The 25741-nt window shown below is 40.3% G+C and carries 23 protein-coding genes and 2 pseudogenes; 13 read left to right on the top strand and 12 right to left on the bottom strand.

Annotated features, from left to right (window positions below; all coding sequences use genetic code 11):
• Window positions 1-71: 71 nt before the first annotated feature.
• Together LZD48_RS16365 and LZD48_RS16360 are read right to left on the bottom strand one after the other, a co-directional pair.
• Window positions 72-1667 (bottom strand): xylulokinase, encoded by a 1596-nt coding sequence (locus LZD48_RS16365; protein ID WP_235763794.1) that lies wholly within the window; start codon window positions 1665-1667, stop codon window positions 72-74.
• A 42-nt stretch (window positions 1668-1709) separates the two neighbouring features.
• A complete protein-coding gene (locus tag LZD48_RS16360; RefSeq protein ID WP_235763793.1) occupies window positions 1710-3098 on the bottom strand; it encodes a sugar porter family MFS transporter in 1389 nt (462 codons plus the stop codon).
• Between the two features lie 508 nt (window positions 3099-3606).
• Here LZD48_RS16360 and araA point away from each other — a divergent pair.
• Complete coding sequence (gene araA / locus LZD48_RS16355; RefSeq protein WP_235763792.1) at window positions 3607-5031, top strand: L-arabinose isomerase; 1425 nt, start codon at window positions 3607-3609, stop codon at window positions 5029-5031.
• A gap of 220 nt (window positions 5032-5251) precedes the next feature.
• Here araA and LZD48_RS16350 read toward each other — a convergent pair whose 3' ends face one another.
• Complete coding sequence (locus LZD48_RS16350) at window positions 5252-6505, bottom strand: amidohydrolase family protein (RefSeq protein ID WP_235763791.1); 1254 nt, start codon at window positions 6503-6505, stop codon at window positions 5252-5254.
• 61 nt (window positions 6506-6566) lie between these two features.
• On the opposite strand from LZD48_RS16350, the pseudogene LZD48_RS16345 reads away from it, so the two are divergent.
• Together LZD48_RS16345 and LZD48_RS16340 are read left to right on the top strand one after the other, a co-directional pair.
• Window positions 6567-7235: pseudogene (locus tag LZD48_RS16345) on the top strand (class I SAM-dependent methyltransferase); the annotation flags it as partial.
• A gap of 309 nt (window positions 7236-7544) precedes the next feature.
• Window positions 7545-8600, top strand: coding sequence for a tartrate dehydrogenase (locus tag LZD48_RS16340; protein ID WP_235763790.1), 1056 nt, complete (start codon window positions 7545-7547; stop codon window positions 8598-8600).
• A gap of 75 nt (window positions 8601-8675) precedes the next feature.
• Here LZD48_RS16340 and ytvI read toward each other — a convergent pair whose 3' ends face one another.
• The 4 genes from ytvI to LZD48_RS16320 all read right to left on the bottom strand — a co-directional run bounded on the left by ytvI (window position 8676) and on the right by LZD48_RS16320 (window position 12372).
• Window positions 8676-9770 (bottom strand): sporulation integral membrane protein YtvI, encoded by a 1095-nt coding sequence (gene ytvI, locus LZD48_RS16335; protein WP_235763789.1) that lies wholly within the window; start codon window positions 9768-9770, stop codon window positions 8676-8678.
• Between the two features lie 196 nt (window positions 9771-9966).
• On the bottom strand, window positions 9967-10323 hold the full coding sequence (locus LZD48_RS16330) for a DUF779 domain-containing protein (protein ID WP_235763788.1): 357 nt from the start codon (window positions 10321-10323) through the stop codon (window positions 9967-9969).
• A gap of 79 nt (window positions 10324-10402) precedes the next feature.
• Entirely contained in the window at window positions 10403-11923 is a 1521-nt protein-coding gene (gene adh / locus LZD48_RS16325; RefSeq protein WP_235763787.1) for an aldehyde dehydrogenase, read from the bottom strand.
• 95 nt (window positions 11924-12018) lie between these two features.
• A complete protein-coding gene (locus tag LZD48_RS16320; protein ID WP_235763786.1) occupies window positions 12019-12372 on the bottom strand; it encodes a DUF488 domain-containing protein in 354 nt (117 codons plus the stop codon).
• Window positions 12373-12564: 192 nt separating this feature from the next.
• Between LZD48_RS16320 and LZD48_RS16315 the strand changes: the two genes are divergently transcribed.
• Window positions 12565-13410, top strand: coding sequence for a patatin-like phospholipase family protein (locus tag LZD48_RS16315; protein WP_235763785.1), 846 nt, complete (start codon window positions 12565-12567; stop codon window positions 13408-13410).
• Between the two features lie 59 nt (window positions 13411-13469).
• Window positions 13470-13823, top strand: coding sequence for a protein YmzB (gene ymzB / locus LZD48_RS16310; protein WP_235763784.1), 354 nt, complete (start codon window positions 13470-13472; stop codon window positions 13821-13823).
• A 192-nt stretch (window positions 13824-14015) separates the two neighbouring features.
• Here ymzB and LZD48_RS16305 read toward each other — a convergent pair whose 3' ends face one another.
• The gene (locus tag LZD48_RS16305) at window positions 14016-14222 is read right to left on the bottom strand and encodes a hypothetical protein (RefSeq protein WP_235763783.1); all 207 of its coding nucleotides are present in this window, start codon (window positions 14220-14222) and stop codon (window positions 14016-14018) included.
• 140 nt (window positions 14223-14362) lie between these two features.
• On the opposite strand from LZD48_RS16305, the gene LZD48_RS16300 reads away from it, so the two are divergent.
• The 6 genes from LZD48_RS16300 (at window position 14363) to LZD48_RS16275 (ending at window position 18805) form a co-directional block, all read left to right on the top strand.
• Complete coding sequence (locus LZD48_RS16300) at window positions 14363-14518, top strand: hypothetical protein (RefSeq protein ID WP_235763782.1); 156 nt, start codon at window positions 14363-14365, stop codon at window positions 14516-14518.
• Between the two features lie 436 nt (window positions 14519-14954).
• Entirely contained in the window at window positions 14955-15563 is a 609-nt protein-coding gene (locus LZD48_RS16295) for an NADPH-dependent FMN reductase (protein WP_235763781.1), read from the top strand.
• Window positions 15564-15577: 14 nt separating this feature from the next.
• On the top strand, window positions 15578-16765 hold the full coding sequence (locus LZD48_RS16290; protein WP_235763780.1) for an NAD(P)H-dependent oxidoreductase: 1188 nt from the start codon (window positions 15578-15580) through the stop codon (window positions 16763-16765).
• Between the two features lie 82 nt (window positions 16766-16847).
• Complete coding sequence (locus LZD48_RS16285; protein WP_235763779.1) at window positions 16848-17774, top strand: FAD:protein FMN transferase; 927 nt, start codon at window positions 16848-16850, stop codon at window positions 17772-17774.
• Window positions 17775-17838: 64 nt separating this feature from the next.
• Window positions 17839-17991: a small acid-soluble spore protein P gene (locus LZD48_RS16280; protein WP_235763778.1), complete on the top strand. Its 153-nt coding sequence runs from the start codon at window positions 17839-17841 to the stop codon at window positions 17989-17991.
• Window positions 17992-18151: 160 nt separating this feature from the next.
• Window positions 18152-18805 (top strand): reverse transcriptase-like protein, encoded by a 654-nt coding sequence (locus tag LZD48_RS16275; protein ID WP_235763777.1) that lies wholly within the window; start codon window positions 18152-18154, stop codon window positions 18803-18805.
• Window positions 18806-18870: 65 nt separating this feature from the next.
• Here LZD48_RS16275 and LZD48_RS16270 read toward each other — a convergent pair whose 3' ends face one another.
• Window positions 18871-20553 carry a DUF2207 domain-containing protein gene (locus LZD48_RS16270; RefSeq protein WP_235763776.1) on the bottom strand — a complete coding sequence of 561 codons (1683 nt, stop codon included), beginning with the start codon at window positions 20551-20553 and terminating at the stop codon, window positions 18871-18873.
• Between the two features lie 246 nt (window positions 20554-20799).
• Between LZD48_RS16270 and LZD48_RS16265 the strand changes: the two genes are divergently transcribed.
• Window positions 20800-22503: a methyl-accepting chemotaxis protein gene (locus tag LZD48_RS16265; RefSeq protein WP_235763775.1), complete on the top strand. Its 1704-nt coding sequence runs from the start codon at window positions 20800-20802 to the stop codon at window positions 22501-22503.
• 292 nt (window positions 22504-22795) lie between these two features.
• On the opposite strand, the gene LZD48_RS16260 is transcribed toward LZD48_RS16265, so the two are convergent.
• Both LZD48_RS16260 and LZD48_RS16255 read right to left on the bottom strand, forming a co-directional pair.
• A complete protein-coding gene (locus LZD48_RS16260; RefSeq protein WP_235763831.1) occupies window positions 22796-23284 on the bottom strand; it encodes a pyridoxamine 5'-phosphate oxidase family protein in 489 nt (162 codons plus the stop codon).
• Between the two features lie 177 nt (window positions 23285-23461).
• Window positions 23462-23812 carry a hypothetical protein gene (locus LZD48_RS16255; RefSeq protein ID WP_235763774.1) on the bottom strand — a complete coding sequence of 117 codons (351 nt, stop codon included), beginning with the start codon at window positions 23810-23812 and terminating at the stop codon, window positions 23462-23464.
• 405 nt (window positions 23813-24217) lie between these two features.
• Between LZD48_RS16255 and LZD48_RS16250 the strand changes: the two genes are divergently transcribed.
• On the top strand, window positions 24218-24472 hold the full coding sequence (locus LZD48_RS16250) for a hypothetical protein (protein WP_235763773.1): 255 nt from the start codon (window positions 24218-24220) through the stop codon (window positions 24470-24472).
• 201 nt (window positions 24473-24673) lie between these two features.
• On the opposite strand, the pseudogene LZD48_RS16245 reads toward LZD48_RS16250, so the two are convergent.
• Window positions 24674-25117, bottom strand: a pseudogene (locus LZD48_RS16245) (squalene--hopene cyclase); the annotation flags it as partial.
• Window positions 25118-25741: the final 624 nt, after the last annotated feature.

Here is a 25741-nt window from a genome sequence, read left to right as displayed (position 1 = left end):
ATGCATCCGATTTTTATAGAGTGACGATGAATAGAAAAGAACCGGGCATATAGTTCGCCCGGTATTCTTATTTATATATGCTCGATTGCAGCTGATTCAACTGGCAGTCCAGCTTTATATTTTGTAATAAACTGCTCGTAACCTTCTACCCCTGCAGGTTCTGGGCTTAAGGTAGAGCTTTGCGGGTCCGTGAATACGTATTGGTCAAGGAAATCTTCTAAACTGATTTCTTTATTTCCTTGCTTCGCGTAAGCTGCTAGTACTGCCATTCCCCAAGCGCCGCCTTCACTTGCTGTTTTCATCACGGTAATCGGGATATTCAGCGCATTGGAAAGAACTTGCTGTGCGATGACAGGTGTTTTAAATAGTCCGCCTTGTGCGATTAGAACATTTGTCTCGATTTTTTCTTCATTAATTAAAATATCCATTCCAATTTTTAGTGGAGCAAATGCTGCATACAACTGCATAAGGAAAAAGTTTGCGAGCGTAAAGGAACTATTGACATCTCTTACGAACAGCGGACGTCCTTCTGGCATCTTCGTAATATTTTCTCCAGATAAATAACTGTAATTGATTAATCCGCCTGCATCCGGTTCTGATCTCGTTGTGGAGTGGAACAGGATTTCGAATAAGCGGCCTTCATCAAGATTGATGCCAAGACGTTCAGCAAATTCTTTAAAGATGCTGGACCAAGCATTAATATCGGAAGAGCAATTATTCGTATGGACCATTGCAACCGGCTCGTTATTTGGTGTCGTCACGAGATCGATGTCTTTATATACTTTCTGCAATGGCTTATCAAGGACAAGCATGGAAAAGGCGGAAGTCCCGACAGAAATATTTCCAGTTCGCTTGCGGACACTATTCGTACTAACCATACCGGTGCCGGCATCCCCCTCAGGAGGGGCCATGATACTGCCGGCTTGAAGGTTTCCGTTTATATCTAGTAATTTGGCGCCTGCTTCCGTCAAAGTGCCGGCCTGGTCACCTGCTTGTAGTACGTTTGGCAGGATGTCAAGGAGGTTCCAGTCATACTGGGCGACATTCTCCAGGTTTTCAAACAACTTTACATGCTTATCAGAATAAGTTCCCGAATCGTCAATCGGGAACATTCCGGAAGCGTCACCTACACCTAACACTTTTTCTCCGGATAATTGCCAATGGACATAACCTGCAAGTGTTGTAATGAAATCAACTTCGCGTACATGCTCTTCTTCATCAAGGATTGCTTGATAAAGATGGGCAATACTCCAGCGCTCCGGAATATTGAATTGGAATCGTTCGGTCAGGTCATGCGCAGCCTGTCCTGTTGTGTTATTCCGCCATGTACGGAAAGGCGTTAGTAATTCATCATTTTTTGAGAAGGGTAAGTAGCCGTGCATCATGGCACTTACCCCAATGGAACGAATACTTGCAAGCTTCGTGTGATACCTGCTCTCTACGTCAGCGGCTACTTGAAGATAACTGCTTTGAATCCCTTTCCAAACATCTTCAAGGGAATAAGTCCACATGCCATTTTCGAATTTGTTTTCCCAAGCATAATTTCCAGCAGCAATCGTATTGAAATCGTCATCAATCAGGACAGCTTTAATTCTAGTAGAACCTAATTCAATCCCGAGATATACATCACCTTGCTGAATCGCTTTGGACGTCTCCGTTAGATTCATAAAAAGTCCCTCCAAATCTATTATTCTGTTTCTCTCTTCATTTTAGGCTGTTTTATTGTTCTTTGCCAAACCTTTCATTTCACCGATTTTCTCAATTTCTTCTAATGTACGGCCGCGAGTTTCCGGTACACGGATACGGATAAAGGCAACACCGAGCAGACAGATGATACCAAAGATGGCGAATACAGCTTCTTGTGCCATCGATGCGGTCATAATCGGGAAAAGCAATCCGACGAGGAATGATCCGATCCAGTTAAAGGATGAAGCTAAGCCGGATGCACGTCCGCGGATGAGCAGCGGGAAGATTTCTCCGACAATTACCCATGTTAAAGGTGCCCATGTAAAGGAATAGAACGCGACATAAATACTCAAGAACACAACAATCATCATCGGATTCGCATCTGGAACAATGGAATTGATGATTGCAGGGAAGATAAAGGAAAGTCCCATTACAGTACCCCCGAGGGTCAGCAATGTCCGGCGTTTAAATTTATCTGCAATAACAAGGAAAACTAAGGAACCTATTACTAGGATGATACCCTGGATAATCGGCCACAGCAATGCAGAGCTTGCTGCTTGTCCAGTAGCTGATTCTACAATTAACGGGATATAATAGAATATCGCGTTCGCACCTTGGAACTGCTGGAATGCTGCTACACCGACACCGGCAATGACTAAATAGCGGTATTTACTATTTAATAAAGCACCCCAAGAAACTTTCTGATCTTCTTTCTTACTGCTTTCTTGAATTTCTTTAATTTCAGCATCGATTGCTTCTTTATTTGGACGAATATAGCTTAAGACCTGACGAGCTTCCCGGATCTTGTTATTTTTAATAAGGAAACGAGGGGACTCCGGTAACTTTAATACACCAAGAAACAGAATGATAGCTGGTACCGCTGCCATCGCAAGCATAGAGCGCCACGCTATTGTGGTCGGCAAACCACTTAGTAAAAAGTCAACAATATAAGACAGTAACATACCGGAAACAATCATAGTCTGGTTTATCCCGGATAATCGCCCGCGTAACTTGGCTGGAGCCATCTCCGACATATAGGCCGGAACAAGTGCAGAAGCTGCACCAACAGCTAGACCAAGAAAGATACGAACGAGAATCAGGAAAATATCGCCATTAGGCGGTGCAATTCCTGACAGGAGTGATCCAATCACAAAGATAACCGCAGAAGCTAGAATCATTTTCCGGCGTCCGAAACGGTCCGAAAGTTGCCCGGCGAGAGCACCACCGAAGATTGCACCTAACATAATCGAAGAAGTAATCCAGCCAATCGTTGCCGCATTCTGCAGTCCCCAATCTTGCTGCAGGAACGGAAGCGCTCCTGTCATAACTCCAATATCATAACCGAATAGTATTCCTCCAAAAGCTCCGAAGAAATAAATAAATTTATGAGAAATCTTTTTTTCTTTTACCATTAAAATCCCCTCCCTAAGTGTAAAGCATTTCTTGTAAATATTTTTTTAAAATAGTAAAGGCTTACAAACCAAAGAGTACTAATAAAGAGAAAAGGAATTATTTATCAGTACAACTATAATGAAATGAAGAATTAATTGCGTATGACTACTGTATCCTCCTCTTTTCTATGGTTACTTTCAGCTGGAAGTAAAGGCTTTCACAAATAGATAATATCATTATTGTCCAGACGAATCAACTATAATATTTTTGTTCGTATAAATAATGAAGTGAAAAATGCTCTGTAATAGCTGGCTTTATTGAGACTGTTGTTAGTTGGAGGGAATTTCTTATTATATTTTTATACGTACAAATTATTTTATTGTTGACTTATACGTATTATTGATATACAATAAAAAATGTAAGCGGTTTACAGAGAGTTTCTATTAAAGTACAGTCCTGTAAAGAGATTCAAACCTTGTGAATGAAGCAGGGGAACTTAAGATACGTAACTTCAAGGAGGTCTTTATTATGTTGGAAATAAATCCATATGAATTTTGGTTCGTTGTAGGAAGTCAGCCTTTATACGGGGAAGAAACATTGAATGCGGTTAAGGAAAACGCGGTAACAATCATAAATGAATTAAATGAAAAGAGTAATTTCCCTTATCCGATTGTATTTAAAACAGTTGCTACGGATTCTGATAGTATCACGGATGTGATGAAGGAAATTAACTATAATGATAAAGTTGCTGGTGTTATTACGTGGATGCATACATTCTCTCCAGCGAAAAACTGGATCAGAGGGACGAAACTGCTGCAAAAGCCATTGCTTCATTTGAACACACAATTAGCAAATAATATTCCGTGGAAAGATATTGATATGGACTATATGAACCTGCACCAAAGTGCACATGGGGACAGAGAGTATGGTTACATTAATGCCCGTCTGAAGAAAAACAATAAAATTGTTGTTGGCCACTGGAAAGATGAAGATGTTCAAAAGGAAATTAAACAGTGGATGGATGTTGCGGTTGCTTATAATGAAAGCTTCAACATCAAAGTTGCCAGATTTGGTGACAATATGCGTAATGTGGCTGTTACGGACGGGGATAAGATTGAAGCGCAAATTCAATTCGGCTGGACGGTCGATTACTTCGGTATTGGTGACTTAGTCGCTGAAATGAATGAAGTGACGGATGAGGCTATTGATGAAGTATATAAAGAGTGTGAAGAGAAATATGAACTTGTTGTTGGCGAAAATGATCCAGCATTTTTCGAAAACCAAGTGAAAGAACAAATCAAAATTGAAATCGCATTGAAGAGATTTTTAGAGCGTGGCGGTTATACTGCATTCACGACGAACTTCGAGGATTTATGGGGCATGAAGCAACTCCCTGGTATGGCTGTACAGCGTCTAAATGAAGCTGGGTATGGTTTTGCCGGTGAAGGTGACTGGAAAACAGCAGCACTTGACCGTTTAATTAAGATTATGGCTCATAACAAGCTGACAGGTTTTATGGAAGATTATACGTACAACTTAGTAAAAGGTGAAGAAGCGATTCTGGGCTCGCATATGCTTGAAGTCGATCCGACATTAGCAAGCTCAAAACCACGTGTGGAGGTTCACCCGCTAGGGATTGGTGATAAGGAAGATCCTGCACGCTTAGTATTCGATGGTGTGGAAGGAGAAGGTGTGAACTTGACAATTTCTGATTTCGGTGATTATTTCCGGATGGTCATGTACGAAGTGGAAGGAAGTATCCCGCAAGAGCCTGCTCCACATCTTCCGGTCGCTCGTCAAATGATGACGATCAAATCCGGATTCCAGCATGGCGTGGAAAAATGGGTTGAATATGGTGGAGGTCATCATACGGTTCTATCCTTTGCGGTTACGGCTAAGCAAATAGAAGATTTAGCGAAAATGTTCGGACTGGAATTTGTGAATATCCGATAGACATAAATAATTATAGAAAACTCCCCTTCAGATGTATGGTAGAAGGGGAGTTTTTTAATATTTTATCGCAGTGTAACTGGCTGTTGGCCCTCCCACTTAGTAATAAAAAGTTTCTTTCATTTCTTGAAGTGGGAGATTCAACATCTAGTAACAGTCCGATTCGTTCAATTAACCACCAGTGTGGGATGAAAGAAAACGTCCACTAAAGGTTAGTTTTACTTTATAGTTCTTTTAAAAAGTCAATTTCAATTTCATTCACTCTCGGAGCACGCTTAAACAGGTATTCACCATTTCTAACAGAAGCAAGCACTTCTGCGCGCTCTCGGATGGCTTCATAAGCATCTGTTGCATCAAGCACGATGAAGTTGGCTGGTTTTCCGGCTTCAATTCCATATTCTTCATTTACCCGCATAATGTTTGCACCGTTATACGTAATCAGGTCAAATGCTTTGTTGATCTCATCAATGTGGGTGTAGTGGGCAAGGTGGATTCCGTTATCCAAAATATTCATCATGTTTCCATTACCTAAAGGGTACCAGTAGTCAGCAATTGAATCCTGAGCAAATGCGACATTATTTCCATTCGCGAGCAATTCTTTCACACGGGTTAAACCGCGGCGTTTCGGATATGTATCCCCGCGTCCTTGAAGATGAGCGTTTTCCGTTGGGCATGAAATGAAATTAATTTTTGATTCTTTAAAAAGACCCATCATTTTATTCGCATAACTATTTTCTACCGAAGCAAAACTTGTCGTGTGGCTTGCGGTTGTGTATTCGCCGTACTCTTTTTCCGTGACAAGGGCATTCAGGACCTCTAGAAAGCGGCTGTTCGGGTCATCATTCTCGTCACAGTGGATGTCGATCATTACATCATATTTAATGGCAAGATCAACAATTCGTCTTAAGGACTCTACCCCATGTTCATAGGATATCTCAAAGTGGGGGATGCCTCCTGCGGCATCTGCACCCATTTCGAGTGCTTTTTCCATTAATTCCTCAGCCCCTTTGTAGCGGAAGAATCCTTCTTGGGGGAAGGCGACAAGCTGTAGGGTTACGATACTTTTTAGTTCTTCGCGAAGTTTGATTAATGCCTTCATTCCTGTGAGGTTCGGATCAGTAATGTCAACGTGCGTTCGGATGAATTGTACTCCTTTGCTTACTTCCTTCTGAATCCCTTTCATGGCACGCTCCCGAACCAATTCTTCAGTCAAAGTTTTCTTATTATCACTCCAGCGCTGAATCCCTTCGAACAACGTACCTGATATGTTTGCATTTCCTTCACCAAGACCGGAGAAAATGTAATCTAAATGGAGATGTGGATCAACATATGGAGGCAGAACAAGACGACCTCCTAAATCGATGACTTCATCTGCGTCACCGAGATCATTGCCGATTACTTTAAATTGATTGTTTTCTACTAAAATTTCATGGGAATCAGGGTTCCCGTAAATCGTTGCATTAATAAACTTCTTCATTAACCATAACTCCTTTACTTTATAACTACTGTTTCTAGTATAACAAAATTGGGACATGGGGTCAGAAAAGTCAGTGCCGCGGAATTGGTTTCCTGCGTCAATTCACGGTTTAAAAATTCTTTGTCTTGCAGCAGGCGGCGGACAACAAGCTCCAATTCTAGCCGCTGCAGGTGCAGATGTAACCGTCATGGATATTTCTAAGAAGCAACTGGAGCAGGATGAAAAGGTTGCAAGACGCGAATGTTTAAACTTAAAAGTGGTGCAAGGAGATATGGCGGATCTTAGTCATTTTAAAAAGGAGTCATTTGATATTGTTGTTCATCCAGTGTCAAATTTATTTATCGAAAATCCACGGCCGGTTTGGCAAGAGATTGCAGGGGTGTTGAAGCAGAGAGGTGTACTCATAGCTGGATTCACTAATCCACTATTATGGATTTTTGATGATGAACAGGAGAAAAAGGGAAATCTTGATGTACGACATCCGATTCCTTCTTCCACACTTGACCATCTAGGGGGAGAGGCGCTTGAAGAGTTTCTAAAGAGAGAGGAAACAATTGAGTTTGCCCATACACTAGAGGATCAAATTCAAGGTCAAATTGATGCCGGGTTTGCTGTTACTGGTTTTTATGAGGATGATTTCGGCGGGGAGCGGATGATAGATAAATATATTAAAACATTTGCTGCTACCCGTGCGGTTAAAATGGATCAAATGGGAATTTTTCCTAAATAATATGCTTAGTCGGACCAAATGGAAACTGGTCCGACTAAGCATATTTAGAATTTATTTCGCATCGTTCTCATACTGTAAGCAGGTTTTCGTTCTTGTGTATTTGTCTCGCCAGGTGTCGGTACAGTGGAGAAAATGAACAGGCAAACGAAAATTGCTAGGTTACCCGTCCATGTCATTTCAAGGTGTGGGAATAATAATTTAAGGGCCTATCCTCCTGTTTTGGGACAGTTGCTCTGACCCTGTGTCGCGCTTTTTGGTATACTAATGAAGAATAGTTGAATAGTAGTTTTACAAGGAGGGGTTTTTATTATGAAAAAGTTCAAAATTGCTTCTATTCCTGGAGACGGGATTGGAAGAGAGGTAGTGCCTGCTGCTACCCGAGTTTTGGATGCGGTTGCAGAACTGCATGGGGGATTGAAGTTTGAGTATGAGGAATTTCCATATAGCTGTGAGTATTATTTGCAACACGGGAAAATGATGCCTGAAGACGGAATCGACCGATTATCGGATTCTGATGCTGTTTTTCTAGGAGCGGTAGGGAACGCGGACCTTGTTCCAGATCATATTTCTTTATGGGGTTTGTTAATAAAAATTCGTCGTGATTTTGAACAGCAAATCAACGTTCGCCCAGCGAAATTGCTCCGTGGTATAAAAACTCCGCTTGTGAGCCCGAAAGATTTTGATTTAGTTATCGTGCGGGAAAATAGTGAAGGTGAGTATAGTGAGGTTGGCGGAAGGATTTACCGTGGGGAAGATGAAATTTCTATTCAAAATAACATATTTTCAAGAAAAGGTATGGAACGGGCGATGCGCTATGCCTTTGAGTTGGCAGACAAAAGAAAAAAGCATGTAACAAGTGCTACGAAATCGAATGGGATTGTTCATACGATGCCGTTTTGGGATGAGGTATTTAAAGATCTAGGGGAGGAATACCCGGAAGTGGAGACAGACTCCCAGCACATTGATGCACTATCAGCATTTTTTGTTACACAGCCGGAAAAATTCGATATCGTTGTCGCGAGTAATCTTTTTGGGGATATTTTATCGGATATCGGTGCCGCTATTATGGGAAGTGTTGGTATTGCGCCAACAGCGAACATTAATGTGGAGGGAAAATATCCATCGATGTTCGAACCGGTGCATGGGTCAGCACCTAATATTGCAGGAAAAGGGAAAGCTAATCCAATTGGTCAAATCTGGACGGCAAAAATGATGCTTGATCACTTCGGGGAAGATGAACTGGGCACGCTTGTGTTGGAGTCTATTGAAAACACCGTGAGTGCTGGAATTACGACAGCAGATATAGGTGGAAAGCATTCGACAGAAGAAGTGACAGATGAAATCTTAAGACGATTGAAGAAATGAGACTGAGGGTCAGAGCAACTGTCCCGCCACTAATTGGGACAAATGCTCTGACCCCTTGTCCCAAAGACGGACAGGTTAGTTTCCTGTTCGTCCTGGTTTTGAGGTTAATTCAAATAGTCCTGCTTCTTTGGCTGTAATGAATGCGATATAGACAAATGGTCCGAAGATTAGGCCAAGCACGCCTGCTAGCACATAACCAAAATACATAGAAAGCACGGTTGGCAGGGCAGCGAGACCAATGGAATCTCCTAGCACTTTCGGTTCGATTATTCGGCGCAATACAAGGAGCACGATTGTAAGAATAATCAACTGAACTCCCATAAATGTATTTCCGAGAATAAAAGCAAGCAGTGCCCATGGAACAAGCACCAACGCGGGCCCGACGTACAATGGAATAATATCGACTATCCAAATGATGAAAGACATGATCAGGGCAGGGCCTGGCGCAATAAACTTAAGACTGATATAACATAAAATAAATACCCCGATACTTAAAACGAGCTGTGCTTTCCAATACCCGAAAAAGACTTCTCCCATGCGCTTCGAAATGAATTGCAATTTAGCGGCGAGGTCAGAACGGAACCAGCTCCAGAAGATTTTTTTTACTCTTGGTAATTCCAAACTGAATAAAAACAAAGCAATCAAGAAAAATAATGATACAAAAATTAAATTTGGAATTGCCGCTACAATAGTTTGTACAATAGAACCAAATCCTGTGATAATGGATGTCGTAATACTTAATGCTGTCTGCATGAAATCAGAAGATAACGCTTCGAGCTCCTCGATAATTACATCTGCCATTGGAACTTCTTGGAGAAATTCATAGAACTTTTCAATATTGTTTTCTATAAAATGCTGAATTTCGATGGCGTAGCGCGGAATTTGAAATGCCCATCCATAAAGAATGTCAAAAATGACGACAACTGTAATATAGATGATGAAGCCGCTAATGACAAGAAAGGATAGAAAGGTAATCAAAACAGGTAAGATTCTTTTCTCCCACTTGAATTTGCGCATCATCAGCCGAACGAATGGTTCAAAAATGAGCGCGAGCAGCAGTGCTAGCAAGATGGGGAAGATTTGCGAGAAATAGAAATATGTAAGAAAACCCCCAATAACAATAAGTATTCCAATGATTATTCGTTTCATAATTACATTTGACGTGCTCATTTATAAGCAGCTCACCTTTCAAGTCCAAAAGTAGAATAATAGATTGCGATAAAATTTCGTTAAATGATATATCTATTATAACAGGTTAGAAGAGGAAATACCCCATTAAATTGCTAGGGAATTTAGGGGGAGATGGGACAAAGGGGTCAGAGCAACTGTCCCACTGGGACAAATGCTCTGACCCCACGTCCCGCTGTCACAACTCCAATTTTTCTCGTTCTTTTGTTGTAAATATCCGGGATCTTGTTAAAAATCGTTTGCCTTCTGGACCTTCCAAGGAAAACATACCACCTCTGCCATCGACTACATCAATGATAAGCTGAGTATGTTTCCAGTACTCATATTGATCTTTGGACATGTAAAAAGGTGTGTCTCCAATTTTACCAAGTAATATATCCGATTCACCGGTGCGGAATTCATCCCGCGGGTAGCACATTGGTGAGCTTCCGTCACAGCAGCCCCCGGATTGGTGAAACATGAGTGGGCCGTGGATCGTTTTCAACTTTTCGATTAATTGAAGTGTACTTTCCGTTGCAACTACACGTTGTACCATCAAAAGATCCCTCCTTCTTTCAATCTATGTAGAAGGGAAGCTAATCAATACATATGATTAGCTTCCCGACAAAGGAAAGTTAGAATAAACCTGCAGGACCTTCACTATAGCTGATCAGTAAGTTTTTCGTTTGCTGATAATGAGCGAGCATCGTCTGGTGATTTTCCCGTCCGATTCCAGACTTTTTATACCCGCCAAACGCCGCATGAGCGGGATATTGATGGTACGTATTCGTCCATACTCTTCCGGCTTGAATCTCCCGGCCAAAGCGGTAAGCCGTATTAATGTTTCGCGTCCAGACACCAGCACCAAGACCATAGAGTGTATCATTCGCAATTTCCAGTGCTTCTTCCTTATCCTTAAATGTTGTGACAGAAAGAACCGGGCCGAAAATTTCCTCCTGGAAAATGCGCATTTTATTATGTCCCTTAAAGATAGTTGGTTCTACATAGTAACCGTTGGAGAGCTCTCCGCCCAGTTTATTTACATTGCCTCCGATTAACACTTCCGCGCCTTCTTGTTTTCCGATATCAAGATAGGAGGTGATTTTCTCTAGTTGTTCCGTTGAGGCCTGTGCACCCATCATCGTTGTCGTATCGAGCGGGTGGCCGATTTTAATTTCTTTGACACGTGCGAGTGCCCGTTCCATAAATTCATCATAAATGGACTCATGAATCAAGGCCCGAGAAGGACACGTACACACTTCACCTTGATTTAAAGCAAACATCGTCAAGCCTTCCACCGCTTTATCGAGAAAACCATCATCTTCGTCCATAACATCTTCAAAAAAGATATTCGGTGACTTTCCTCCAAGTTCCAATGTTACCGGGATAATATTTTCAGATGCATATTGCATAATTAAGCGGCCGGTTGTTGTTTCCCCAGTGAAAGCAACTTTATCAATCCCCGGATTTGTCGCAATTGGCTTACCAGCTTCGACCCCGAATCCATTCACGACATTTAATACACCTGGAGGAAGCAAGTCATGAATCAACTCCAGCAATACGTGAATCGATGCTGGTGTTTGTTCAGCTGGTTTTAAAACGACACAGTTACCGGTAGCGAGCGCTGGTGCAAGTTTCCAAGTCGCCATTAACAGCGGAAAATTCCATGGAATAATTTGTCCGACAACACCGAGCGGCTCGTGGAAGTGATAGGCAACTGTGTCTTGATCGATTTGGCTGATGCCGCCTTCTTGCGCTCGGATAACACCGGCAAAATAGCGGAAGTGATCGACGGCTAATGGCAAGTCAGCGGCAAGTGGTTCTCGGATCGCTTTTCCGTTGTCCCAGGTTTCCGCAACGGCGAGCATTTCCATATTGTCCTCAATCCGATTGGCAATTTCATTTAAAATGTTTGCCCGCTCCGTAACCGAAGTTTTCCCCCAGGCTTCCTTTGCTTCACTCGCTGCATCGACAGCTAACTGGATATCTTCTTTTGTTGAACGAGCGATTTCACAGAATGCTTTACCAGTTACCGGACTGACATTTTCAAAATATAACCCCTTGACTGGTGGACGATATTCTCCTCCAATGAAGTTATCGTAACGGTCCTTAAATGTGATCACTGCACCTTCTGTATTTGGGTTTTTATACCTCATGTTAAAATTCCTCTCCTTTAATAATTTTTGCCATGTTGACTATAAGGTTGTCCTAATAAAACATATGCAAATAGGAGAGGGAAAATGACTTGCTTCTAATCTTCTAGTTTTTCTTTTAATATGACTGCTTGGTTTTCTTCTTTATTTTTTGCTGCGAAGAGGAGGGTGATTTGTTTTGTATCGTCTGCTATTTTCTTTAATTCATCCAGTGCTTCTTTTTGTTCTCCGGATTGTAATTCTTTTAAATATTTTTCTTTAAATTGTTTAAAGCTCCGTTCATCCTCATGAAATGATTTCCGTAATTCATCTGTCGGGCCAATTTCTTTCAGCCAGTGGTCGAGATTTGCCTTTTCTTTTGATACACCTCTTGGCCAGAGGCGATCAACGAGAATGCGTACCCCGTCTGCTTTTGCGGACTCATCATAAATTCGTTTCAGTTTAATCTTCAAGAAAATCCTTCCTTTCCAATATCTAATGTACGCAGGTATGCAAGAAAGAAATCTTCTTACCTGTTTTAAATTGAAAAAATTCCCAAACTCTAGGCAGGCCTGTTAAAATGATATTATTTAATTGTAGTATCCGGAGCATAATATAAATGGAAAAAGCCTACAAAATTCACAATAAAGTTGAGGGAAGAGACGATGGTTAATGCAGGATTAATCCTTGAAGGTGGCGGTATGCGCGGATTATATACGGCAGGAGTGCTGGAATATTTTATGGAGCGGGATTTATACCCACCCTACGTTATCGGTGTTTCGGCGGGAGCTTGTATGGCCGCATCTTATCTTTCAAGGCAAAAAGGTCGAAACAAAAAAGTGAATCTCGGTTTTATTGAGGATAAACGTTATCTTTCCTTTAGAAATTTTATCAAGAAACGGGAACTTTTTGGAATGGATTTTATTTTTGATGAAATTCCAAATAAATTAGTTCCATTTGATATGGATGCGTTTAAGCAGAATACAGAGGAATTCGTCATTGTAACCACCGATTGTGACACAGGGGAGCCGGTCTATTTTAATAAAACGGACCAGGGGACAGATCTCGTGAAATTACTCCGTGCCTCAAGTTCTTTGCCATTTGTAGCGTCGAGTGTGGAATATAAAAGCCGGCATTTATTAGACGGCGGGATTAGTGATCCCATTCCGATAAAAAAATCAGAGCAAGATGGCTTTGAAAAGAATGTAATTATCCTTACAAAGCCAGAGGGTTATTTCAAACGGCCAAGAAAAATGTACTCTATTATTAAGTATAAGCAGCATCCGAAAATAAATGATTTATTAAGGGAACGGTATAAGCATTATAATGAGACACTTGAATATGTCGCTAAACAGGAACAGCTAGGAAATGCGTTTGTGATGCGACCAAGTTTGGAATTGCCGGTAGGGAGGGCGGAACGGAAGAAGGAACGAGTGGAAGAGCTTTATGAGTTAGGTTGGAACGATGCTAAAGAGCAATTTGAGGCACTGCAGCGCTTTCTTAGCAATTGAAAACACTCTTTGTATGTTTTTCCGAAGAGAGGGAAAACGTAATAAAAAGGAGTGATACAATGAAGCAGCGGCGCTTAAGCATTGAAGAGTTTAATGAATTATTACAGCAATGGAATGACCAACAGATAAAGATTGTGAAGCAGGAAATGGATGATATAAAAGAAACACTTCTTGTTTTAAGAGGAGTTTCTTTCACGAAGGGACAGAGTATTGATGATTATATATCCCGTTACGCCTTGCAATTAAACGGAAGTGGTCTCATCGAAACAACGATGAACAATTATGAATCCTTGCCAGCTGAAACATTTGAAATCCCTCTTGAAGAGGAAGCAACGTACGAATTTGATGGGGCTCGCTTTACGATCAGCACCTCCCGCGGAGTTTATACGATAGAACAGAATCAATTTGTTTAGGAGAAAATAAGTAGTTTAGAATTTTTTATTGAAAAGGATGCTAAACTGAATGAATTTCATAATTACCAAAGTCGGCTTTTCCATCACCATATGTAGTTGGGAACGAACCAACTCAACTACATATGGTGATGGTGATGCATTAAATACGTATTATGAAATTCATTAAACTACTTTATTTTTTGGAAGGAATTCTTATTCAAATGGAATCGCAAAGCTTCTTTTCTTTGGATGTTTGGCAACGAGCAAGTGGCATTTTCTTGCATTGTCTTTCGTATACCAATGATCGTTTAAATATCTTTGCAACTCTTCTGTCGTTCTAACCTTTTCGTCTTTCAGTTCATTTAAAAGCATTTTTATATGCTCCTCTTTCAACTCAAGACCATTGATTTCTATCTTCATTCTGGAAAACTCCTTTTTCATTCTAATCTCTATGTCCGCATTATACCAAAAGATAGGAAAATCCGATAACTTTCACCTGAAATAAATAATAAAAAGGAAGGATATACTAAGTCTGAAATCGTATAGAGGAGGCTTACAACATGTCGGAAGAAAATAAGAACAGGAATAAGGATAAAGGCAAACAACGAAATGTAAGAAAATACGATACAAGGCCAAAGCAAGACGTGGAAATAGCAGAGGATACAGAATTTCTCAACTTGGATCAAAAGAGGAATAAAAGGAAAAGAGGCAGTTAATCTGTTGAGCGGGACAGGAGGTCGAGAGCATTTTTTCACTGGGACAAATGCTCTCGACCTCCTGTCCCGAATTTTTAAATTGTTACAACGTGGTGAAGTATATTGCATTTCTAATGTGAATGGGGTATATTTAAATTGTGATAGTTAGTGAATTATTTCACAAGAGAGAAATGTGGGAGGACAAATCGATTGATGACGTGTTAATGATTGTAAGAATGGTATGTTTAGTCGATTAAATGATGGCTAAAAAAGCTACTCTCACATTAAATCGTTCGAATAGGAATTTTCGAGAAGCGAAATATCATGTTTATCGTAGCTAGACGCAGGGTAATTATCTTTATGTATTAAATTTTAAGATACATCATGATATCGCGAATTTTCGGAAAAAAACACTCGAATGATGGTGATGTACAAAACATGAGAAGGGAGCAATAAAATGATGAATCTACTAGCAATTGTTGGAACGAACTCCGACCAATCTACGAATCGTAAATTATTGCAATTCATACAAAAACATTTTGCAGAAAAGGCGAACATTGAACTTTATGAAATTAAAGATATTCCTGCATTCAATAAGCCAGTTGACAAAACAGCACCAGCTGAAGTGCAGGATCTTTCAGACAAAATTCGAGAAGCAGACGGGGTGATTATAAGTTCCCCAGAATATAACCATTCTGTCCCGGCTATTTTAAAAAGTACATTGGAATGGTTGTCCTATACAACCCAGCCATTAATTGACAAGCCGGTTATGCTCACTGGTGCTTCGTATGGAAGGCTTGGTTCTTCAAGAGCGCAGGCACATTTGAGGCAAATTCTAGATGCCCCGGAATTGAAAGCACGTATTATGCCGAGTTCTGAGTTTTTAGTTGGATTCTCTCTGCAGGCTTATGATGAAGATGGCAAGCTTAGTGATCCGAAGAAAATAGAAGAATTAGAAGGAATATTTAATGAGTTTATCCATTTTGTTGATATTACAAACCAATTAGTCTCAGCAAATCCTTCCCAGCAGAAAACACAAAGCTTTTCTTGGGAAAAAAATGAATAGGGAGGTAAATATAGATGAAAATAGTAGGAATTGTCGGGTCGAATGCAGCGTTTTCTTATAACCGTTTATTATTAAAATTTATCGCTAAAAAGTTTGGAAATTTGATTGATGTGGAAGTGCTGGATATTGATAAAGTTCCGATGTTTAACCAATCAAATGATCAAACGAACAGTGAAGCCATTCAACATCTAAACAAAAAAATTGTTGCAGCGGACGGTGTCATCATTGCGACACCTGAATATAACCATTCCATCCCTTCAGCATTACAAAGTGCTCTAGAATGGTTGTCCTTTAAAATCCATCCGCTCGACGGGAAACCAGTTATGATTGTTGGAGCTTCTTATGACGTGCAAGGTTCATCACGCTCTCAGCTTCATTTACGTCAAATCTTAGATGCACCGGGTGTAAATGCGGTCGTCATGCCAGGTAATGAGTTCCTGTTAGGTGAAGTGCATAAAGCGTTTGATGAAGAAGAAAATCTGAAAGATGCGAACACTGTCCAATTTCTCGAAGGTTGTATCAAGAAGTTCATTCGCTTCATTAATGTAGTGAGAATTGTAGATGCACCAGACGGAATGAAGGACGTATCGAGTACAGAGGACTTATATGCTACTGGGAAAATCGATACAACAATCGAAGGCATTGATATGGAAGCTGAAGATTGGGTAGAACAGGCGGCTGTTGCAACCGGAGCAGTTGAAGGTGACGCGTACGTGAAATTGGATCGTGGAATTTTAACCGTCAATCAATTGAATTACTTCTTAAATTCCATGCCGGCTGAACTAACATACGCGGATAGTAATAACCAATTCCTGTATTATAACCGAATGTATGAAGCAGAAGACATGCTTGCTTCCCGTACACCGGCACAAGTGGGTAATCCGCTCGCACAGTGTCACCCGGAAAATGCTTTTAGCAGTGTTGCCTGGGTCATTCAGCAATTACGAAGTGGTAAAGAAGATACGGTTCGCGCTCATGTACCAACACACGGACCGGACAAGTTTGTTGTTCACAGCTATCAAGCAATCCGGGATGATGAAGGAAATTATCTAGGAATTAATGAATATGTCCAAGATATCAAACCAATTATCGACTGGTACTTGAAACAGACTGGACAACAACTGACCGGTGGAGATGTTGATGCGGTATCTGGAGCTACAGAGAAAGTGGATACAGTCTCAGGAGCAACCGCTCAAGGTTAAAAATCGTAAAGGAAAGACAGAAAAAGAGGTCTTTATGGCCTCTTTTTTTCGAATTTTTACGTGGAAGGATAGGTTTTGTCGAATGAAAAGTCGTGAGATACGCATGATGGGCACGGTTATTGAATTGTCCGTTCAGCATAAATTTGCAGATTTCATCTTAGATGAATTGGAAATTCGCCTTAAGGAATTTAATAAACGTTTCAGTGCCCATGACCCAGAATCAGAATTAATGCGCATTAATAAAAATGCTGGAAGGAAGCCAGTGAAGGTGCATTCTGATTTATACAAATTAATTAAAATCGGAAAAGAACATAGTACACCTGCGGACAGTTCGTTAAATATTGCAATCGGCCCGCTCGTTGAAGCATGGCGAATTGGCTTCGGCGGTACAGAAGTTCCAGCAGATAAAGACATTCAAGGCTTACTCCCTTTAACAGATCCGAGTAACATCATCCTGAATGATGCAAAGCAAACCGTGCTTTTAAAAGAACCTGGCATGTTTATCGATCTTGGGGCTTTAGCGAAAGGATATATCGCGGATCTTTTAATTCCTGATTTAGAAGCGATGGAAGTGAGTGCGGCTATTATTAATCTAGGCGGAAATGTTCTCACTTACGGACCTGCACCGACTCAGACAGACGGATATTTTCGCATTGGGATCCAGCATCCATTCAAAGAGCGCGGCAATCATATTGCAATTGTCAAAGCTTTCAACCAATCCGTTGTTACCTCGGGCATCTACGAAAGGAAATTAACGTTAAATAATGAAACGTATCACCATATTTTAGACAGGCATACAGGTTATCCAATTGAAACTGAAATTGCTGGCTTGACGGTTGTCTCCAACCAATCCGTCGATGGTGAAATTTGGACAGGCCGTTTATTTGGCAAGTCAGCAGAAGAAACAATTGCAGCTTTAGAAAGGATAAAAGATGTCGCGGCAATCGTTGTCACAAAAAACGGGGAACTTCATTATTCAAAATCTCTAAAGCCGCATTTGATTATTTAACTGCTTCAGGAATAAATCCCTTCCTTCCGTCAAAAGCTAACCTATCAGGAAGGAGGGCACAATGATGGCATCAAGACCAAAAGGGCCAAAGCAAAAGAAAAATCCAGATCTACCACAAAGCCCAGAGCAGCCTTACGGAGAACCTCTATCCGGTTCGAAAAAAACGAAACAAGCGAATCATTCTAGACAAAATCATAATCCGCATCATGGGTTGTAATACGGGTTATAAGTTGAAGGTTAGTTTAGGATAAAGGAATAGGTGCTTTTTAATTGCTTGAAAGGGAAGCGTTTAATCGCCTGAACGGAGAGATATTTACTCCATCCAGGCGATTAACCAATTATATCATCAAGAAAATAGACAAGGGGAGGGGTTCATGATGCAAGTGAGAATTGAATTAACTTATCGAACGAAAAACGGGGTTGAAGCAGTCTTCAGTTCGGATGAAATGCAGGCTGGTCTGGCTCTTGTTATTGCTGAAGATTTGGAGAAGACAGGGAGAATGAGGCAATTAACTTTTATTGACAATCTAGATAACCATTGGACATTCAAACAACTGAAGAAATTTATGGAAAAAGTTAAAACAGAACCTCATGATATCGTCGTTTATTTTGATGGTGGATTTGACCGGAATACACGAGAAGCTGGATTAGGTTGCGTGATTTACTATAAACAAGATGAAAAGTTACATCGAATCAGAAGGAATGCTTTAGTAGAAGGTTTTATTAGTAATAATGAAGCCGAGTATGCGGCGCTTCATCTTGGATTGAAGGAACTCGAACTATTAGGTGTCCGTCATTTGCCAATTACGTTTATCGGTGATTCCCTTGTCGTCGTTAACCAGCTTAATGATGAATGGCCATGCTATGAAGCGGAACTGGCAAAGTGGATGGACCGGATTGAAGCGAAGACCCGGCAACTCGGCATCACGCCAACCTACGAAAATGTTTCACGGAAAAAGAATCGTGAGGCTGATCAATTGGCGACGCAAGCTCTACAAGGTGTTGAAATTACGAGCCATACGGAACAATAAATAAAAAAAGAAAAAGGGACAAGCATCCCTTTTTCATTAAGCCAGATTATACATATATTCCATTTTTAAAATGCGCCAGATCCACCGCCGCCACCGCCAACTCCTGTACCCGTGCTGGATGAAGAGGTGACCGACTGGGCGGCAACGGTTGTAGCTGAACCAAAATTTGTGTTCGCAGCTGATGAAAGTGTCAGTAATAATAATAAGTTAGTCGTTGAATCAGGTTGCCCAGCAGCACTATTTTCAATAAAATATTTATTTTTCTGTTGCAGTTCTTTATCCTTCAGTCCTGAAGAGAAAATGAGTGCACGCTCTTTATCATCCTTTGGCAGGGTGTACCAATTATTGGATTGCAATTCATTAAAGTCTTCCTTGAATTGCTGCCATTGCCGTCTGATAAGTCGCCCTTTCACTGTTTGGGTTTGAAAGACAATGGCAATTAATAGAAGTCCGCCCATTATAATCAAATCAATAATGAGCCAGAGATACAATTCATGAACGCCGAATAATATCAGAAAAGGGATTAATAAGAGACTCGTTAATCCTATCGTCCAGCGCAGCTTTTTATGTTTATTCAGCAGCTGATGAGTGTTTATTTCCTCTTTTAATAATCTCTGATATTCTGTTAAAGCTTTATAAAACGTTTCTTGATTGGCTGTCTTTTTCGTATATGCTTCCAGCTGATCAAAAGAAAAAGTGCGACTTTCCCCAATCTTTTTAAATAAAAGATCAATAAGCAGTATTTCATGCTGCAAGTCCGTATTTTCATGAACTAGATAATACGTTCCATCTTTCCTGGATTCAATATTTCCTTTCCTTACTAAATCCATCATTGCGGCTGTTAGCATATCCCCATGGTCTGCAACTTGATTACGGAAATAAAAAATTGTCGCCGGCATACTGAGTATTTCTTTTGGAACGATAGAAACGGCATGGTATTGATGTTCTGTTTCAAGCTTCGTCATTTGTCCTTTTCTCCAGCCATAAAACAATACGAGGACAAGAAGTAAGCCGAATATCGCTGTTACAAAAGGAGCGAGATTTCTAAGTGTTTCTTGGCGCGCGAGAAAAGCTGCTTCTTTGTCGGCAAGTTCTTGTTCTTCCCGAATCATTTCCTCCCGAATGGTTCCGTCATGGCTCGGTGCAGCAGAAAATAAAGCATGATCATAGCCTACACGTATATCACCTTTTTTCCCGCTATCGACAAGCCCCATTTTAAATACAACTGTTCCATCACTTTCGATTTTTTCCGTTTTATATGCTTCATCAAACCCATATGCAATCACATCTGATGTCACTTCAGGCGGATGAATCGTTACAGTGAGATTCTCATAATCACTCTCGTTGCTTGTATCAAAAAATGGCCAGTAAAATTGTGCCATATCTTCATAAACTTCGACACCATCTTGGATTAAATAAGAAAGTTCAATCGTAACCATCTCGTCTTTCCCACTGCGAAAAACCTTATATGTTTCATCTTCTAATTCAACCTCTAGACTAGTCCCATCCTCACGTGCTGTAAAATCCGTAATGGAAGTTCCCTCTTTCGAAATCAGGCTGCGGGTAATTCCATTAAATTCTCCATCAAACTCATACGTATGGGATTCGGTCACCTCAACATTTCCATCATCTAAAAGGTAAGCATCAATTGTTGTTTCATTGATTGTAAAGTCGACCGCCAGCGCTTGCAGCGGAAATAGTAAAACTCCAATTAAGAAGAACAGAAAAAGAGTAACTGATTTTTTCATGTAAATCCCTCACTTTCTTATACGTAATACGAAAGAACACCCAAAAAGGATTCACTGGGACATGGGGGTCAGTGAGCATTTGTCCCAGTTATTATGCTGCTTATCGCGATAATAAGTAATATGAATATTTGTTGCAAAGTACGATTTAACGATAATAGATTAACATTTTCGGTGTATTGTACGATATAGGATAAGGAGGCCTATTTATTTCTCTTACATGATAAAAATGATGATCGGAGTGCTTGAATGAAAATGATTACGGGATTATTTAACTTTAAAAAACTGAAAACGAAGGTGTTATTTGGCTTTTCTATTATGATGGTATTGGTTGTCCTTTTAAGTGGATTCACCATTTACTCGATTAATTCAGTCAATAACGACTTGGATATTGTATTGGATAAGGAACTGGAATTAATGATTGTTGATGAAGGGTTGGCAAAAAATATGTTGGACCGGACAAGATTGATTCAAGGCTATATTATGTTCGGTAATGAGGCGTATAAAGAAGCATTTGAAGCGGGACTGGAAGAGAGTATTGCATTAGAAAATCGTGCGTCCGAGCTAAGTGGTTCAGCGGAATTAGAATCATTACTCGAAAGAAAAATCGAGTGGGGTTATTTAACCGATGAGATAATTGAAGCTTATGAATCGGGAAATGTAGATGAAGCAGGAGTTATTTTAGAAACATCGCTTGAGCCGCTTGGAAGAGAATTAATTGATGGGTTTGGAAATCTGGCAGGTACTACCGAGCAGAGAATTCAAGCGATTGGTGAAGAAATACAACAAAATGTAAATACACTTATGACGTTTGGTATTGTTATTTCTTTGGCGGTGATTGTTCTAGGTATTACAATCGCAATGATCACTGCTCGGCTGATTACAAATCCGATTCAAACTGTAATGAAACGGATGCAACTAATAGCTTCCGGTCATTTGAATAATGAGCGGTTGAATGTAAATATGCGAGATGAGATTGGACAGTTGGTGTCGGCAACAAATGATATGAATGAAAGCATGCGGGATATTATGGTGAAAATTACGGACGTCTCTCATGCGGTGTCAGCACATAGTGAAGAACTTACGCAATCTGCTTTTGAGGTGCGTTCAGGAACAGAGCAAATCACAAGTACAATGGAAGAATTGGCTTCAGGAGCGGAAACACAAGCCTATCAATCAGGTGATTTATCCAGTATGATGTCTAACTTTACAGGGCAGATTGAAGATGTAAATCGTAACGCAGTGCATGTCGAGGAAGAATCGAATCAAGTGTTAGAAATGACGAATGAAGGGTCAGTCTTAATGGATTTATCAACGAATCAGATGGAAAGTATTGATGCGATGGTACAAGCTACCGTGCAAAAAGTGGAAGGGTTAGATGAACAAACACAAGAAATTTCCAAGTTGGTCACCGTCATCCAAGATATTGCAGCGCAGACGAATTTATTGGCTTTAAATGCTGCAATCGAGGCTGCAAGAGCTGGTGAAAATGGACGTGGATTTGCAGTAGTCGCTGATGAAGTCGGCAAGCTCGCTGAGCAGGTAGGAAGTTCCGTAACCGATATCTCAGGGATTGTTCATCATATACAAACCGAATTTAGTGAAGTGACAAATGAATTGAATCATGGATATGAAGAAGTGAAGCAAGGAACCGTTCAAATTCAAAATACGGGAGAGAAATTTACACAGATTCGTGAATCTGTGACGGATATGGTGGGGAATATGCAGAAGATCTCCGCTAATGTGTCAGAATTTGCAACGAGCAGCCAGAAAATGAATTCCTCCATACAAGAAATTGCAGCTGTCTCCGAAGAATCAGCTGCAGGGATTGAACAAACATCTGCCTCATCAGAGCAAACAAGCAGTTCCATGGAAGAAGTAGCCAACAGCGCATCAGAACTAGCCCGATTAGCAGAAGACCTAAATGAACTAGTAAATCAATTCCAAGTTTAGCGGTCTTATAGAGCGGGACATGGGGTCAGTAAATGTCCCACTCTATCCAACTTTACGACTTTAAGAAACACATTAAACCTAGTATAACTGAAGTTCATAAAAAACAGATTGCCCAAAACTTGGAAATCTGTTTTTTTATCACGCATTAACAGTCTGTAATACCCCTCTCGCTTCTCCACATAAGGGGAAACTAAATGTGAAGGTGGGGATAAGCAGTCCGTAAATTCCTGATTCTGTTCAACTAACAATCAGCGGGGAAGTAAGAACCCCCACTGAATATCGTTTCACTTTATCATTTATCCAGTTCAATCGTTTCATTTACATGCGCCGCTTCAGAATTTTTTCCCGTCATCCGTTTATAAAGAAATGCAATTTTTTTCGTAAAATTACCGGTCTCCCAATATTCTGCTGCTTCAGCTTTTACCTTTATCAAAACAATGTCCGGATTATCATAAGAGGTTTGCAAAATTTTCTCATATACTTTACTCCATAATTCCTTTTTCTTGTCTAAATCCTCCACAATTTCAGCTCTTCCACGGACGGAGACATAGGATTTGCCAGCGTAGGCAACATTTACTTCTTGATCCTGTAAAATTTCTTTATACTTATCCGTTTCTTTTTTAGTGAAAAACCATAAATCTCCATCAAACTCTATCTTCTGCGTTTTCATCGGGCGTGAAATAAGTCCCTCTTCTGTCATTGTAGTCAGCATAGCAGTATCGACGTCTTTGATTAATTCTCTCAACGTCTTGATTTCTTCTTGGTTAATCATATTGGAAATTGGAATCACCTCATTAATGTTTATACGGGTATATTTCCCATTTCTTCAATTCCTAATCAATCCGTTATGCAAAGATTACATTGCTATAGAAAATCAAAAAGACTGTCTGCATTTCCGCAGACAGTCATTCTATATCCTACAATGTAGGGGAGGATGTTTCGTTTACATATTGAAATATTATTGTTCTTCTGTATCGGATTGCTCTTCCGTATCAGCTGCAGGGTCCTCGAACCCTGTATCTTCTTCCGTATCTGCCGCTGGATCCTCAATTCCTGTATCTTCATCTGTTTCAGTGTTTGGATCCTCAGCATCACCTGGGATGGAGCCAGGTTCTGAACCACTAGCAGGTTCATCTTCTTCCATTTCTGAGTCCATTCCAGGATCTGTTTCCCCTGTATCTGGAGTTGTTTCAGTCTCAGGTGGGTTTTCCATAATTTCCTCTTGATCTTCCGTTTCTCCTGAGCAAGCAGCTAAAGTCACTGCGACCCCAATAGAGAGTACACCTGTAAGAACTTGTTTGATTTTCATAAATAGACCTCCTCATAATTTGTATCTCATGTATAGAATACCTGAAAGTTGTAACAAAACTGTGGAATACAGTTAACAAAGAGTTATCACTATGATGTCAGAGGCAAATCATGATGAGAGGCAATAAACACCAGCATAGTAATCTTTTTAGAAAAGCAGCAAGCATTTGTTAATAAATCATTCATCTTTTTGTAAAATACGGAAGGTCTAACAACTAATTTGTAAGAAAAAATGAAGTGGTTTCATGAAAAACTCCTTTAAACGAGAAAACGAGCATTAACAGGAAGTCCATTACGTGTGAATCGAACGAAAATCTGACTGAAAGACTAATGAGAGAAGGGTCGAATCGTACACTTCTCAAATCTCCATAGACAAGCTATAATAAAAGCAAGGAGGTGAGAACGGATGGAAGAAAAAGTAGTCTTGCAAGAAATTTTAAATGCATTAAATGAACATTCGAAGCAGATCAACGAAAAAATGGATAAGCGCTTTCTGGAAGTCGATGAACGTTTCAATGAAGTAAATGAAAAAATCGATAATCTAACCAAAAAAGTCGATGGGATTCAGATTAACCTTCAAGAAACACAAGAAACAGCTGAATTTGCCGCAAGTAAAGTCATTCAACATGAGAAAAAACTTCGCCATACTAACACACAATAACAGGTCCCTCACCTTACATTCAATATTTCCATGATCCCGGAACCACCAAAACCCCTTGGCAACTCCATTAAGGTCGCCAAGGGCTTAAATCGCATTGTCTAGTTCATAATCATCGGCCATTCCCGTTCGCCGCACTTATAAAAACTTATTCCGGTAATGACTCAACACTAGTAAAGGAAAAATATATTGGTAGCTATGTTAATGAATATAAAACCCACCTGCCATTCCTTGCTCTTTTGGATATTTTAACGTCCAGTCCAATACGTCAGTTTGATCCAGTAAAAATTTTACCCTTTTTGTATTTCGGGTGTATCGTCGCCCGAAGCAGCAATAAGCGCATCCACAGCCCAGGCCGTGTCGGTTATTGTACTCACGCTTAATGGAGTATAGGTTTGATGGATATCGCTATAGCAAGACTCTCCCCATCCTCCATCTTCATTTTGAATATTTTTAGGAAGCAGTTGTATCATCTAGATCGGGATGCATCGTGTTCTGATCAGCAAATCCCCATCCGCCCGGGCTGCTGGAAGGATTGTGAATCACCCATTCGCCGTAACGAATATGCTGCCGGGAAAGTAAGTATTGGTTTGCTTGCTGAACCATGGAATCTTCCCTAGAAACACCAGCCTGCTGCAATGCATAGCTGAAAAACTGAAGAAAGAATTCGGTTTGGAATTCTTGAATGAGAAAAAATTGGTATAGCTGAAGGATTTAATAAAGGAATCGAGATGATAAGAAAACTTTGTCCCGCATGGCGAGATAATGTAAATTTACTGCCATGCTGGGCAACGAGGAAGCTGACATTGTCACGGCTGGAAATGGTGTGGACGACTTGAAGCCAATGAGCGGGTCATACTTATCTCCATATTAATTATGACAGTAATAATAAATGTAATTATTTATAGACAGTTAAAAATAATGTTGCTTTCGTAGTTTATACATGTTATATTAATCTTCCGCCACAAAAACTAGAGAAAATCCAAATAAAAAAGTGGTTGACTTTAAGTTTAATAGTGTGGTATATTATTTCTTGTCGCTTTTAACGGAGTGGCAACGTGAAAAAATAATAAAAAAAGTTATTGACTTGATAGTTTTTGTTTGATATACTATAAAAGTTACCTCGCGAAGAGGATGCAAGAACGTTTGCTCTTTGAAAACTGAACAAAACAACCAGTATGAAAAAGAGGTAAGAAGTAAAACGTTGGATTGATCTAACGAAAGCTTTTTATCCCTGAATCAATTTTTGAAGCTAAGAATAGATGACGGTGT

It is taken from the genome of Oceanobacillus alkalisoli, from assembly GCF_021556485.1.
Classification (GTDB): Bacteria; Bacillota; Bacilli; order Bacillales; family Amphibacillaceae; genus Oceanobacillus; species Oceanobacillus alkalisoli.
The sequence above is the reverse complement of the archived record's forward strand: the minus strand, read 5'-3'. Positions and strand labels throughout refer to the sequence as shown.

Excerpts from the sequence above, each read along its gene's own strand:
- LZD48_RS16365 (WP_235763794.1), bottom strand. The coding sequence starts at position 1,667 with ATGAATCTAACGGAGACGTCCAAAGCGATTCAGCAAGGTGATGTATAT.
- LZD48_RS16360 (WP_235763793.1), bottom strand. The coding sequence starts at position 3,098 with ATGGTAAAAGAAAAAAAGATTTCTCATAAATTTATTTATTTCTTCGGA.
- araA (WP_235763792.1), top strand. The coding sequence starts at position 3,607 with ATGTTGGAAATAAATCCATATGAATTTTGGTTCGTTGTAGGAAGTCAG.
- LZD48_RS16350 (WP_235763791.1), bottom strand. The coding sequence starts at position 6,505 with ATGAAGAAGTTTATTAATGCAACGATTTACGGGAACCCTGATTCCCAT.
- LZD48_RS16340 (WP_235763790.1), top strand. The coding sequence starts at position 7,545 with ATGAAAAAGTTCAAAATTGCTTCTATTCCTGGAGACGGGATTGGAAGA.
- ytvI (WP_235763789.1), bottom strand. The coding sequence starts at position 9,770 with ATGAGCACGTCAAATGTAATTATGAAACGAATAATCATTGGAATACTT.
- LZD48_RS16330 (WP_235763788.1), bottom strand. The coding sequence starts at position 10,323 with ATGGTACAACGTGTAGTTGCAACGGAAAGTACACTTCAATTAATCGAA.
- adh (WP_235763787.1), bottom strand. The coding sequence starts at position 11,923 with ATGAGGTATAAAAACCCAAATACAGAAGGTGCAGTGATCACATTTAAG.
- LZD48_RS16315 (WP_235763785.1), top strand. The coding sequence starts at position 12,565 with ATGGTTAATGCAGGATTAATCCTTGAAGGTGGCGGTATGCGCGGATTA.
- ymzB (WP_235763784.1), top strand. The coding sequence starts at position 13,470 with ATGAAGCAGCGGCGCTTAAGCATTGAAGAGTTTAATGAATTATTACAG.
- LZD48_RS16305 (WP_235763783.1), bottom strand. The coding sequence starts at position 14,222 with ATGAAGATAGAAATCAATGGTCTTGAGTTGAAAGAGGAGCATATAAAA.
- LZD48_RS16300 (WP_235763782.1), top strand. The coding sequence starts at position 14,363 with ATGTCGGAAGAAAATAAGAACAGGAATAAGGATAAAGGCAAACAACGA.
- LZD48_RS16295 (WP_235763781.1), top strand. The coding sequence starts at position 14,955 with ATGATGAATCTACTAGCAATTGTTGGAACGAACTCCGACCAATCTACG.
- LZD48_RS16290 (WP_235763780.1), top strand. The coding sequence starts at position 15,578 with ATGAAAATAGTAGGAATTGTCGGGTCGAATGCAGCGTTTTCTTATAAC.
- LZD48_RS16285 (WP_235763779.1), top strand. The coding sequence starts at position 16,848 with ATGAAAAGTCGTGAGATACGCATGATGGGCACGGTTATTGAATTGTCC.
- LZD48_RS16280 (WP_235763778.1), top strand. The coding sequence starts at position 17,839 with ATGGCATCAAGACCAAAAGGGCCAAAGCAAAAGAAAAATCCAGATCTA.
- LZD48_RS16275 (WP_235763777.1), top strand. The coding sequence starts at position 18,152 with ATGCAAGTGAGAATTGAATTAACTTATCGAACGAAAAACGGGGTTGAA.
- LZD48_RS16270 (WP_235763776.1), bottom strand. The coding sequence starts at position 20,553 with ATGAAAAAATCAGTTACTCTTTTTCTGTTCTTCTTAATTGGAGTTTTA.
- LZD48_RS16265 (WP_235763775.1), top strand. The coding sequence starts at position 20,800 with ATGAAAATGATTACGGGATTATTTAACTTTAAAAAACTGAAAACGAAG.
- LZD48_RS16255 (WP_235763774.1), bottom strand. The coding sequence starts at position 23,812 with ATGAAAATCAAACAAGTTCTTACAGGTGTACTCTCTATTGGGGTCGCA.
- LZD48_RS16250 (WP_235763773.1), top strand. The coding sequence starts at position 24,218 with ATGGAAGAAAAAGTAGTCTTGCAAGAAATTTTAAATGCATTAAATGAA.